11 protein-coding genes are annotated in these 12119 nt (G+C 46.3%); 8 read left to right on the top strand and 3 right to left on the bottom strand.

Annotated features, from left to right (window positions below; genetic code table 11):
• Positions 1-5: 5 nt before the first annotated feature.
• The 3 genes from HT574_RS09425 to HT574_RS09435 all read left to right on the top strand — a co-directional run bounded on the left by HT574_RS09425 (position 6) and on the right by HT574_RS09435 (position 3743).
• Positions 6-1877 (top strand): PTS fructose transporter subunit IIABC, encoded by a 1872-nt coding sequence (locus HT574_RS09425; RefSeq protein WP_175244572.1) that lies wholly within the window; start codon positions 6-8, stop codon positions 1875-1877.
• Between the two features lie 139 nt (positions 1878-2016).
• Positions 2017-2880 carry a permease gene (locus HT574_RS09430; RefSeq protein WP_175244395.1) on the top strand — a complete coding sequence of 288 codons (864 nt, stop codon included), beginning with the start codon at positions 2017-2019 and terminating at the stop codon, positions 2878-2880.
• A gap of 14 nt (positions 2881-2894) precedes the next feature.
• On the top strand, positions 2895-3743 hold the full coding sequence (locus tag HT574_RS09435; RefSeq protein WP_061579233.1) for a TIGR03943 family putative permease subunit: 849 nt from the start codon (positions 2895-2897) through the stop codon (positions 3741-3743).
• An 82-nt stretch (positions 3744-3825) separates the two neighbouring features.
• Here the strand turns inward: HT574_RS09435 and HT574_RS09440 are convergent, their stop codons facing one another.
• On the bottom strand, positions 3826-4746 hold the full coding sequence (locus HT574_RS09440) for an MBL fold metallo-hydrolase (protein WP_175244396.1): 921 nt from the start codon (positions 4744-4746) through the stop codon (positions 3826-3828).
• A gap of 97 nt (positions 4747-4843) precedes the next feature.
• Here HT574_RS09440 and HT574_RS09445 point away from each other — a divergent pair, with 97 nt between their 5' ends.
• Entirely contained in the window at positions 4844-5245 is a 402-nt protein-coding gene (locus HT574_RS09445; protein ID WP_017434212.1) for a secondary thiamine-phosphate synthase enzyme YjbQ, read from the top strand.
• A gap of 164 nt (positions 5246-5409) precedes the next feature.
• Here HT574_RS09445 and map read toward each other — a convergent pair whose 3' ends face one another.
• Positions 5410-6159, bottom strand: coding sequence for a type I methionyl aminopeptidase (map, locus tag HT574_RS09450; protein WP_017434211.1), 750 nt, complete (start codon positions 6157-6159; stop codon positions 5410-5412).
• A gap of 75 nt (positions 6160-6234) precedes the next feature.
• Here map and HT574_RS09455 point away from each other — a divergent pair, with 75 nt between their 5' ends.
• Complete coding sequence (locus HT574_RS09455; RefSeq protein WP_175244397.1) at positions 6235-6417, top strand: hypothetical protein; 183 nt, start codon at positions 6235-6237, stop codon at positions 6415-6417.
• A gap of 338 nt (positions 6418-6755) precedes the next feature.
• On the opposite strand, the gene HT574_RS09460 is transcribed toward HT574_RS09455, so the two are convergent.
• Positions 6756-8057 (bottom strand): ATP-binding protein, encoded by a 1302-nt coding sequence (locus HT574_RS09460; RefSeq protein WP_175244398.1) that lies wholly within the window; start codon positions 8055-8057, stop codon positions 6756-6758.
• 270 nt (positions 8058-8327) lie between these two features.
• Between HT574_RS09460 and HT574_RS09465 the strand changes: the two genes are divergently transcribed.
• The 3 genes from HT574_RS09465 to HT574_RS09475 all read left to right on the top strand — a co-directional run bounded on the left by HT574_RS09465 (position 8328) and on the right by HT574_RS09475 (position 12030).
• Positions 8328-10700, top strand: coding sequence for an immune inhibitor A domain-containing protein (locus HT574_RS09465; RefSeq protein WP_175244573.1), 2373 nt, complete (start codon positions 8328-8330; stop codon positions 10698-10700).
• Between the two features lie 160 nt (positions 10701-10860).
• On the top strand, positions 10861-11106 hold the full coding sequence (locus HT574_RS09470; protein WP_175244399.1) for a hypothetical protein: 246 nt from the start codon (positions 10861-10863) through the stop codon (positions 11104-11106).
• Positions 11107-11223: 117 nt separating this feature from the next.
• Entirely contained in the window at positions 11224-12030 is an 807-nt protein-coding gene (locus tag HT574_RS09475; protein ID WP_175244400.1) for a uroporphyrinogen-III synthase, read from the top strand.
• The last annotated feature ends 89 nt before the right edge of the window (positions 12031-12119 follow it).

Below are 12119 nucleotides of genomic sequence, written 5' to 3' on the forward strand. Positions count from 1 at the left end.
TTTTGATGAAAATTACCGATTTACTCACAAAGGAAACGATTATTCTCCATCTTAAAGCGAAAACAAAAGAAGAAGTGATTGACGAACTTGTCGCAAAATTAAAGGATGCAGAAGTATTAGCGGATGCCCAAGCATTCAAAGAGGCGATTTGGGCGCGCGAAGCGCAAAGCACGACAGGCGTCGGCGATGGCATTGCCATTCCGCACGCCAAGACGGCGGTAGTAAAACGCCCGGCTGTAGCGTTCGGCCGCTCGAAAGCCGGCATTGATTATGATGCATTAGACGGAAAACCGAGCTGCTTGTTTTTTATGATCGCTGCGCCGGAAGGAGCGAACAATACCCATTTAGAGGCGCTTGCCCGCTTATCGTCGATGCTGATGGATGCGTCGTTCCGCGCACAGCTTGAAAGCGCTTTAGACGAAGAAGAAGTGCTTCGCTTGATTGCCGAAAAAGAAGGAGAAGGAGAGACGAAAGCGGAAAAGACCGCTGCTTCGGCAGCAAAGCGACCGAAAGTCGTTGCGGTTACTGCTTGTCCAACGGGCATTGCCCACACGTATATGGCAGCCGATGCGTTAAAAGCGCAAGCGGCCGAAATGAACGTAGACATCAAAGTGGAAACGAACGGCTCTAGCGGAGTGAAAAACGAATTGACCAAACGGGATATTGAAGAAGCGGTGGCGGTCATCGTGGCGGCGGACAAGCAGGTCGAAATGGAGCGGTTTAACGGAAAACATGTTATCCAAGTGCCTGTGGCGCGGGCGATTCGCAAGCCGAAAGAACTAATTGAACAAGCTCTCCGCCAGGATGCGCCGATTTACCAAGGAAGCAGCGCCAAAGAAACGGCGGGGCAAGGAAAGTCGCGCACCGGGTTTTATAAACATTTAATGAATGGCGTTTCCAATATGCTTCCGTTTGTCGTCGGCGGCGGGATTTTAATTGCAATTTCGTTTATTTTTGGCATTAAGGCGTTCGATCCGAAAGATCCGTCGTACCACCCAATCGCCAAGGCGCTGATGGATATCGGCGGCGGCAATGCTTTCGCCTTAATGATTCCGGTGCTTGCGGGATTTATTGCGATGAGCATTGCCGATCGTCCGGGGTTCGCGCCGGGAACGGTCGGCGGCTTTATGGCGGCTAACGGCGGAGCAGGATTTTTGGGCGGATTAATTGCCGGATTTCTTGCGGGCTATTTAGTCGTTGGCTTGAAAAAGCTGTTCAGCCGTCTGCCGCAGCCGCTTGAAGGAATCAAACCAGTCTTGCTTTATCCGCTGTTTGGCATTTTTATTACGGGAATGATCATGATGTATGTCGTTATCGATCCGGTTAAGGCGCTTAATGAAGGATTAAAACATTGGCTCGAACATATGGGAACGGCGAATTTAGTATTGCTCGGCGCGATTCTTGGCGGCATGATGGCGGTCGATATGGGCGGTCCGATTAATAAGGCAGCGTTTACGTTTGGCATCGCGATGATCGATGCCGGCAACTATGCGCCGCATGCGGCGATTATGGCGGGCGGAATGGTGCCGCCGCTAGGGCTCGCGCTGGCGACGACATTCTTTAAAAAGAAATTTACAAAAGCGGAGCGGGAAGCGGGAAAAACGTGCTACATCATGGGGGCGACCTTTATTACCGAAGGCGCGATTCCATTTGCGGCCGCTGACCCGGTGCGGGTGATTCCGTCTATTATTGTCGGTTCCGCGGTGGCCGGAGCGTTGACGATGTTGTTTCACATCGGTCTTCCGGCGCCGCACGGCGGAATTTTCGTCATTCCGATCGTAAAAGGCAGCGCTTGGCTATATGTATTGGCGATTTTGATCGGCTCGCTTGTCACGGCGCTGATGGTCGGATTGTGGAAGAAAGAAGTGGAAGAATAACGAAATGGGAGTCGGAGCGGTTAGTTGCCGCTCCATTTTTTTATACAAAAACAATATTTTTATTAAACTTTCATGAAAGGGGGAATGTTTCATGGTACAATAAACGACTGTAATATGAAAAAGGAGAGCTTACAAAACTATGAAGACATTTCTCCAGCTGAATACGATATTTATTAGTATATTAATAGAATCTTTGCCATTTGTTGTGCTTGGCGTGTTCATTTCCGGCATCATTCAAATGTTTGTGACGGAAGAAATGGTAGAGAAATGGGTGCCGAAAAATAAGGTGCTGGCTATCATCTATTCGACGCTGATCGGTGCGTTGTTTCCTGCCTGCGAATGCGGGATTGTGCCGATTACGCGCCGGCTTGTCGCCAAAGGTGTGCCACTGTATGCCGCGATTCCGTTCATGTTAACTGGTCCGGTCATTAATCCGGTTGTCTTGTTTTCGACCTATATTGCGTTTGGAAGCAACTGGACGATGGTATTATATCGCTCTATTTTTGCCTGTATCGTGGCCATTGTCGTCGGTTTCGTTATCGCTGTCCAATATAAAGAGACTCAATTGCGCCATTTGACGCCGGCTCCGAGCATCGCGGCAAAATCATGGAAAGAAAAGATTATCGGGACGCTAGAGCATACGATCGAAGAGTTTTTCACGACCGGAAAATATTTAATCATTGGCGCATTTTTCGCTTCAGCGATGCAAACGTATGTAAAAACGTCGGCGCTGCTGGCGATTGGTCATGGCAAAGCGTCTTCCGTGCTGGTGATGATGGCGCTGGCCTTTGTCTTGTCATTGTGCTCGGAAGCGGATGCGTTTATCGCTTCCTCGTTTCAAAATACGTTTCCGTTTAGCGCGCTTGCCGCGTTTCTCGTATACGGACCGATGTTGGATATAAAAAACACGCTGATGTTGTTGCAGTCGTTTAAAACGCGTTTTGTATTGATGCTCATTTTGTATATTACGATATTCGTATTTATCGGTTCGTTATTGATATAAGGGGGTGAAATGGCATGTTGCGCATGTATATTTTGCTCGGATTTACATTTTTATTCTTTCATTTATATATTACAGGGGAAATAAGCAAATATATTAATATGCGCTATTCATATCTATCTTTTAGCGCCATCTTTGTTTTTGCCTTGTTGACGATCGTTCAGTTTATTTTCGCAAGCCGGAAAGAAGAACACGTTCACTGCGATGATGACGAGTGCTGTCACCATCACCATGAAGAACAAGCGCGTTGGAAACGGGTGCTTAACTATATGGTATTTATATTTCCAATTGTATCGGCACTGCTGTTTCCTGTTGCCACGCTTGATTCAGAGATGGTGAAAGCGAAAGGATTTCATATTCCCAAATTGGCGGCCGACAGCGGTGACCCGTTTGTCCAGCGGCAATTTTTGCGTCCTGACACCAGCATTTATTACGGAAAAGATGATTATGATGATTTAATGCAAAAGGAATTGAAAAAATACGGGAAAGCATCGCATTTAACACTAGACGACCAAAATTATTTAAATGTGATGGAGACGATTTACCAATTTCCGGGCCAGTTTGACGATCGGGACATCGAGTTCGATGGATTTGTATACCATGATGAAACGACGAAAGACAATCAAGTTTTTGTGCTTCGCTTTGGCATTATTCACTGTGTGGCCGATTCGGGGGTATATGGGCTGTTGACCGAGTTTCCACAGCAGGCGCGGCTGAAAAATGATGAATGGATTCATGTCAAAGGAACGCTTTCCACCGTTTATTATCAGCCGTTTCATACGAACATCCCTTATGTGAAAGTGACATCATGGCAACGGATCAGCGAGCCGAAGGAGCCGTACGTATTTCGCCAATATAATCAGTGAAAGGGAGCCGATGGCTAGGCTCCTTTTTTACATTGCCCGGAAAGGTTGCCAACTTGAAATTGGCTTTAACAGGAAGCGTTTCTTATGTATCACAGTTGAGCACTTCCCCAAGCTTCAGAAATTTTAAGCGCCGATCATCCAATCCGCGCCGCTTCCATTCGGCGAATAAGCGGTCGAGCGCTTCTTTCGGCGTATCGTCCGCCAAGCGAAAAGCGCCGTAATGCATGGGAATAAAGAACCCGGCTTGACAATCAAGGAAAGCTTGCACGGCTTCTTCGGGAGTAACGTGCTGCGGTCCCATAAACCATTCTGGTTCATACGCGCCGATTGGCAGAAGCGCATAATCAATCGAAAAGCGCTCGCCAATCTCACGGAATCCGCGAAAGTAGCCGCTATCGCCGGCAAAATAGATGGTCGGCTTCCCATTTGCCTCGATCACCCATCCGCCCCAGTGCGATGTATTCATATCCCACAGCGTCCGCCTCGTCCAGTGCTGCGCCGGAACAAACGTAAACGTAACGCCATGAAGTTGTTGCGTTTCCCACCACGCCAATTCCGTTACCTGTTTGTATCCTTTTCTGCGGAACAGGCGGCCGAGTCCGACCGGCACGAATAGATGAGAATTTCCTTTTAGCTTGCGAATGCTTGGAAAATGCAAATGATCATAATGGCCATGGGAGATGAGGACAACATCGACCGGCGGCATTTCACTTAACGGAATGCCTGGTTCGGAAAGCCGCTTTGCCGTTCCCATCCGTTTGGCCCATACCGGGTCGGTGACAATCGTGATACCGTTCATCTGAATGACAAAGGTCGAATGGCCGACCCAAGATAGCAGCGTGCGGCTGCGGTTCGTATGAAGCTGTTCGTACTGCGGCACAGCGACACGTGGAACTTGGTAAGATAAATCTTTCTTTTTGCTTTTTCGTTCCTTTTGCCAGCGGCGAAAATCGGCAAATGTTTTTTTCATCGAAACCCCATCTAGATTCTCGTATCTTTTCATTTTATTCCTCACCTTTTTTGTGCGCTATAACGCTATAATATAAAAGTAGCAAAAATCTTTTTTCGAAACAAAATATGTTGTTTGGTGGTGAGTATTTATGCTTCGCTCTTTTACCATTCGCACGACGAAACGGGATGAGATGATCGAAATTACTTCGTTTGTCGCGGAAACAGTTCGTGAGTCAGGCGTAACGGAAGGGGTGGCCATCGTGTATTGCCCGCATACGACAGCGGGAATTACGATTAACGAAAACGCCGATCCTGACGTAAAGCGGGATATGATGCGCCGCTTTGACGAAACGTATCCATGGGAGCACCCGCTTGACCGCCATCTGGAAGGAAATACGGCTGCGCATATGAAAGCGAGTACAGTCGGTGCGTCGCAGCATGTCATTATTACGGATGGCCGGCTTCTTTTAGGAACGTGGCAGGGAGTTTATTTTTGCGAGTACGACGGTCCGCGCCAACGCACATTTTATGTGAAAGTTGTGCAAGGGTAAAAAAGACCAGCCAATGGTGCAAGCGGACACATAAGTTATTTATATAACCGTAATATTATTATGTAAACTCTAAAAGGGCAAAAAACTAGCCAAAAGCGGCTAGTTTTTTGCTTTACCTTCCAACGTTTCTTTCCTAAAATGGCAGAGTGCAGGGAGCTGTTTAGTTAAGAAAGAGTCGTTAAAATGAGCGGACCGTTTTTGGTGATCGCGATCGTATGTTCATATTGTGCGGAATAGGAGCCATCGATTGTCCGCGCGGTCCAGCCGTTTTGGTCCATTTTGCTTTGCCACGCGCCGATGTTGACCATCGGCTCAATGGTGATCACCATTCCTTCTTTTAAGCGCATGCCCTTTCCCTTTTCCCCAAAGTGCGGAATATATGGTTCTTCGTGAATCGTCGGCCCGATTCCATGTCCGGTGAAATCGCGGACGACGGAGAAACCGTTTGCTTCCACATAGGTTTGAATGGCATGGCCGATGTCACCGATCCGGTTGCCGATGACCGCTTGCTCAATCCCCTTGTAGAGCGATTGCTCTGTCACATGAAGCAATTTTTGCACCTCTTCGCTCACTTTGCCGACGGCATAGGTCCATGCCGAATCGGCAAGGGCGCCATGCAGGTTGACGACAAAATCGATCGTGACAATGTCGCCTTCTTTTAACGGCTCGTTGCGCGGAAAGCCGTGGCAAATTTCGTCGTTAATCGAGGCGCATGTCGCATAAGGATATCCACGATATCCTTTTTGTTCCGGCGTTGCACCGTGCTTTGCCAAAAATGTTTCCACAAAATGGTCGATTTCCATGGTGGTGATCCCAGGCTCAATGAGCTTGGCGATTTCTTGATGACAAGCCGCTAATAATTTTCCTGCTTCGTGCATTAGTTTTATTTCTCTTTCCGTTTTCACATGAATCATGCCAAATCCCCTTTTCATTCATATTTGCTGACTATGATGTCGCAAGTCTATTGTGTATTGTAGCAGAAAAACGACATGGAAATAAATAAAAGGAATTGTCAATACGCGATTATTGACGGCATAGAGATCGACACCAAATCGTTATATGAAGCAGCAAGCCCAACGCAGGAAAAAATGGTTGCCGCAGCTCGGCAAATGGTTCAACTGCTGAAAACGCTAATTGCCGAGAAGGATGAACAATTGAATGCTGTAAAATAGGGAACGATCGTTGTGATGATTATGGCATTGCTGGCGGTGCTATATTTGTTTGCGGCGTTTTATCGTTCCGTCCATCAACATATTACGCCGATTGAAGAAAGAACGTTATAAGCAGCAAAAGGCGACTTAACGGTGTAGTTACACATTCATACGAAACGGCATTGCCATTTGCTCATTCATTCGTTTCGGACGATCATTCGATCGGCTGAACAGTTTCAATGGTCATGAAAGCGGCTATCCATTTTGCGATGGATAGCCGTATTTTTGTTGCTATTCATTTCAACCGCTGTTCCATTCGCACGCTTCTTTTCTGGTAGATATATGTGCGACTTCCAAGTTTATAAAACGGCAAAAATTTTTTTTGCTTTCCGGACCTCTTGTGGCAAGTGAGAGGAAGAAAGCGGAAGATAGATGGATACTTCGGTTCCTTTATGTATCTCACTTTGAATATGAATTGTTCCATTCATTGATTCAATAATGCGGTATACGACCATCATTCCTAACCCGGTGCCTTTAATCTCTTTCGTCGTAAAATACGGTTCCCCGAGCCGCTCCATTTGTTCTTTTGTCATGCCGACGCCGGTATCGGAAATGCGGATTAGCACGCGCCGCTTTTCAATCGAAACGTAAATTTGCAGCACACCGCCGTTCGGCATCGCCTCAATTGCGTTTTTCATAATGTTGAGCAAACATTGACGGAATTTCTCGCGCTCTCCTATGATCGAAAACGGAGCTAATGTCGCTCGCACTTCCACGCTGTTCATATTGGCGAGCGGGCGTATAAAATCAATCACGCGTTCGATTTCCGTTTTGACATTCAACTTTTCCACTGTTTCAGGAGCCGGTTTGGCGAATGTCAAGTAATCGGTAATAATCGCTTCGGCGCGATCTAACTCTTCGATCGCGATTCGCGCATATTGCCTCCGTTTTTCCGGCGAAAGATGGTGTTGCTCCAGCAATTGCATAAACCCGCGCGCGGCTGTGAGCGGATTCCGGATTTCGTGGGAAATGGAGGCCGCCAGATGGCTTACCGCTTCCATTTTTTCCGCGCGGATCATCCGTTTTCGCAAGGCGATATTGTGGTAAACCATCTCTTTTAAAGAACAGGCGATGAACATACATATTGGCTGAACGAGCAAATAGGTCAAGGAAAGGAGAACAGACGGTGACGGAATGCCATGAAATAATTCGGCCAGTCCGATCGTTATAATCCCGGAAAATGCAGATAGCGCAGTTGCCAGCGATATACGGTGTTTGGACGGAAGCTGCAAAAACTTTTTTGACAATACGATACTGGTTCCCATAACGAGGAGGGAAGTAACAGCGGTGACAAAAAATCCCGCCCCCTCAAATAAAGAACGATAACCAACCGTTACTAGACAGAGAAAGGCGCTTGTTGCTATTCCTCTATATAAACTTCCTAGCCAAAGCGGGATTTGACGCAAGTCGAAGATAGACACTTTATCAGCGCCGACAGGAATAGTAATACATAGGATAATGACAAAGGCATAAAAGATGGTAAGCAAATGTTGTTTAATATGTTTTGGCACTTTTCGTTGTTCGATCCAAATTGGAATAGTAAAAATAGGAAGAAGGATAAAAAACAAATTTAACAAAAAATCTTTTACAATATTAAGCATTACTTGCACCTTCTTTCGCGTAAATACGGTACTTTAAGGGCAAATTCAACAATTACTGCTAATATACAACATTGTAAACAGAAAAAGTGTCGGATGTTAAGGGCGAATTCATAGTGTTTTTTTGACATAAATCTCCGTTTTTCAACAAAAAGTGGATAGGCCTTCCATACCGATTTTCGTAGTATGAAAGACTCTGTTTATTTTTCATACTATTATATATTATTTTAATAATATGAATTATCCTAAAATATTCCTTTAGGAGGGATCATTCTGAAAAAGAAGTCTATTTTTTCAGCTGCACTGGCGTTGTCGCTGGGGATAGGGTTATGGAATGTGCCGAATGTGACGGCGCCGAACGTGCAGGCAAAAGAGCCAGCTGCACATACATTAAAGCAAGGTGGACCTGTCGATTTAGCGATTGCCAATGAAGAAAAGTTAATAGAAATGCTTAAAAAAGGCGGAAAAATTTCCGCCAATGCGACACTGGCTGAAGCGGAAGAAGCGGTTCGAACTTATTTGAAAGAAAAAGCGTCAGACACTGTAAAAGAAAAGGGAGAATTGTATAAACAAGAAGCAAAACGTGAAAAAATGCTGCAAGAAAACTATCAGAAAAATAGAGTTTTAAATGGAAAAGGAAAAAAACTGGGACAATCAGAAAATACAACCGTTCCTTCTGTGCAAGAGGAAGCGTGGAACGGAAGAAAACGGGTCGACCGGGTACTGGTGCTGTTAATCGAATACCCAGATTTTCCACATAATTCGATTCAGCCGGGCGAAACGGACATGTATTACAAAGATTATTCGAAAGAACATTATTACGATATGATCTTTGGCGATAAAGACGGCTATTATGAAGGACCGAACGGCGAAAAATTCATTTCAGTGAAAAAATATTACGAACAGCAGTCTGGAGGAAGCTATGCGATTGAAGGCGCAGTGGCTGGCTGGTATAAGGCAAAATATCCGGCCAAATATTACGGGGGTAACGTGCCAGATCCGGATGGAAGCGATGCCAATGCCCGCGCACTCGTAAAAGAGGCGCTTGCGGCCGCTGCCAAAGATCCGAGCATCGATTTGCGGCAGTTTGACCAAGAAGATCGTTACGATATAGATGGAGACGGCAATTACCGTGAGCCGGACGGGCTAATTGATCATTTAATGATCGTCCATTCCAGCGTCGGAGAAGAAGCGGGCGGCGGTCAACTTGGCGGCGATGCGATTTGGTCGCACCGCTGGAATTTAGGAGGAGTGTTCCGCATTCCGGATACATCGGCCGATGTCCCGTATTGGAGCGGACAGCTTGCTGCGTACGACTACACGATTGAACCGGCCGACGGCGCAGCAGGGGTGTTTGCCCATGAATACGGTCATGACCTAGGTTTGCCGGACGAGTACGACACACAATATTCAGGATTAGGAGAGCCGATTGCTTACTGGTCGATTATGTCAAGCGGCAGCTGGGCAGGAAAAATTCCTGGTACAGAACCGACCGGCTTCAGCGCATGGGCGAAGGAATTTTTGCAAGCCACGATGCCGGGAAGCAACTGGCTGACAGGAACGATGGTTGATTTCAACGAAATTACGAAAGACGGCGTCGAAGTGTTGTTGGACCAGGCGAGCACGAAAGGAACGAACAACGATGCTGTCCGCATCAACCTGCCGGATAAAGAAACAGTCGTCACGACTCCGGCGAGCGGAACGTACGCTTACTTCTCGGGAAGAGGAAATAATTTGGACCAATCGATGTCGGCAACGTTAGATTTAACGAAAGCAAAACAAGCCAAATTAACGTTTAAAACATGGTATCAAATTGAAAAAGATTGGGATTATGCATCTGTCGAAGTGAAAGAAAACGGCTCTAACCAATGGGTAACCATTCCAGGCACCATTACAACTACGGACAATCCGAACGGACAAAATCCAGGAAACGGCATTACCGGTTCTTCCAACGGCTGGGTGGATGCGCAGTTTGATTTATCCGCTTATGCGGGGAAAACGATTGAGCTTCGGTTCCACTATGTGACCGATGTTTATGTTGCCGAAGCAGGCTGGTATGTCGACGATGTGCAAGTGATGGCGGACGATGTGGCAGTGTTGAAGGACGACGTCGAGACAGAGCCGCTCTTTACTTTAGATGGTTTTGCCAAAAGCAATGGAAAATGGTATTCGAAACATTATTATTTGCTGGAATGGCGCAACCATCAAGGGGTCGATGAAGGATTGGCGCATATTCTCCGCGGCGATCAATTGTTGTCGTACGATCCAGGGCTTGTTGTGTGGTATGTCGACGAATTGTACGACAACAACTGGACGGGCATTCATCCAGGCGACGGATTCCTCGGCGTTGTCGATGCGGATCAAAAAACGTTGAAATGGTCAGGCAACACGCCGGCTTCGACACGATACCAAGTCCATGATGCCGCGTTCAGTCTGCAAAAAGGGGAGAAATTCCGCCTCGAGCTTAGCGATTCGAAATTACTAGATAATCATACATCGCCATTGCCGCTATTCGATGACAGCAGTTCCTACGAAAATAAAGGGGCTGTTGATGCAGGGCGAAACGTTCCAAATTATGGGTTGAAAATCCGTGTCATTGGCGAAAGCGACGATCGTTCGGCAGCGCGTATCTTGTTGTATCGTTAAGTTAGAAAAATAGAGACGCAGGACAGTCTCCTGCGTCTCTTTTTATCGACAATATTTTCGAAAACGAGAATAATAATTTGTTGATTTTTCTTCATTCCTTCTTCCGCCATTTGTTTTTATAATTGTAAGCAAATGATATATCAAGGGGGATTTTTTGATCATGCGGGAGTTGTATAAGCAATTAATAGTGTGGATTGAAGAAAAGCAGCCGGTCAAAATTAAAACAAGGCAAGGAGAGGCAACGTTTTTACCTGTCAAACTTTACAAAGATGCTCGGAAATTATTTGCCTATAACCGCAACATGAACTTGATCAACATCTCGTTAGATCATGTGGTTTCCATTGAGCCGACGCGCATTTACGGGTCGTTTGATCGAAGAGAAAAATATGCGGTGCATACCCGCTAGACAAGAAGGGAAAAGAGCGTGCTCCTAAAGGACCGCTTTTTTTTTTTAGTATTGCGTGGCAGAAAAGCAGTATTTTACAATAGAAGTATTAGTATCTAGGGAAGGAGAGGGGGAAAGATGCGTGGAAAACGCATTGCGTTATGTGCGTCGCGAAAGCTGGAAGAGATGTCGACGCTGATTGAAAAACAAGGCGGAATTGCGGTTGTGCGGCCGGCGCAAGGAACGGTATTTTTGAAAGAGAAAGAGCTAGAAGAGGAAATGCGCGCGGTAATGGCCGTGTGTCCAGACTGGTTTATTTTTACAACTGGTATCGGAGTAGAAAAGTTGCTGGAGACGGCAGAGAGAGGAAACATAAAAGAAGAATGGATGACCACCATACAAAAGGCGCACGTAGCGGCGCGCGGCTATAAAACGGTCGCGGCGCTGAAAAAAATCGGCATTTCTCCTATTGCTGTCAGCGATGATGGTACGACGAAAGGGTTGATTCGCTCATTGGCAGAATATACATTGGCGGGGAAACAGGTCGTAGTGCAATTGCATGGTGATACCGCTCCGACGCTTAAGCAATATCTAACCGAAAACGGCGCATCCTACAGCGAATTGCTTCCATACCGCCATGTGGCGCCAGATTCGAAAATATTGGAAACGCTGTATGAGGAAATCGTGCGTCGCGAAGTTGATGCCGTTTGTTTTACAGCGGCGATGCAAGTCCGCTTTTTATTTTCTTTTATAAAAGAGCAAAAAGATATCGATCTGTTCCGCCAAACGCTGAATGAGCATGTCGTTGCCTGTGCAGTCGGAAAAGTCACGCAAGAAGCGCTTCAAGAAGAAGGAATTACTAGAGTGATCGCTCCTGAACTAGAGCGGATGGGGGCAATGATTGTCACGTTATCGCAATATTTTGAACGACAGCTGCAGAGATAAAGCATTTTACTTCCGGTCTATGTATAAGATAACTGCTTTTATATAAACAACGCTTAAGGACACGGTTCCTTAAGCGTTTTTCTGTTTAT

It is taken from the genome of Parageobacillus sp. VR-IP (assembly GCF_013357975.1).
Taxonomy (GTDB): Bacteria; Bacillota; Bacilli; order Bacillales; family Anoxybacillaceae; genus Saccharococcus; species Saccharococcus caldoxylosilyticus.